1 protein-coding gene is annotated in these 496 nt (G+C 77.8%); it reads right to left on the bottom strand.

The annotated features are described in order from the left end of the window. A partial coding sequence (locus CCN56_RS43680; protein WP_218779496.1) for a hypothetical protein occupies nucleotides 1-496 on the bottom strand: 496 nt, incomplete at both ends.

Below are 496 nucleotides of genomic sequence, written 5' to 3'. Positions count from 1 at the left end.
GAGCAGCTCGGCGACCGTGCCGACCGGGGCGTCGCCCCGGCCGAGCAGCGGGCGGACCGCCCAGCGGTGCAGCTCGGCGGCGTTGGCCGCGCGCAGCCCCTCCGCCGGCGCCTCGGGGTCGGTCCGCGCGGCGGGCGGTGGCGGCCGTGTGGAGGGCGCTGCCGACGGCGTACTCGCCTCCCTCTCCCTCCGCCACCCCCCGCAGGTGGTGGCGGACGAGCCGGGTCGCGAGCTCCTCCGCCCGGTCGCCGCACCGTTCGCGCGGGTCGACGCGGCGGCGTTCGGTGTTGCGGCTCGCCGCGCCGGACCAGCGGCCGACGAACGCGAAGCGGAGCGCGGGCAGTTCGACGGTGTCGTGGGTGGCGAAGGTCCAGCGGCGGTCGACGACCGCCTCGAACATGCTGTGCAGCCCCCACAGCACGGCGCAGGCGGTGTCGCCGCGTTCGTCCAGGACGGTGAACCGGTCGTCGGGGTGGCGCAGCAACTCGGCGACCGT

The organism is Streptomyces sp. NRRL B-24572 (assembly GCF_002156145.1).
GTDB lineage: Bacteria > Actinomycetota > Actinomycetes > Streptomycetales > Streptomycetaceae > Streptomyces > Streptomyces vietnamensis.
This window is presented reverse-complemented; position numbering and strand designations above follow the sequence as displayed.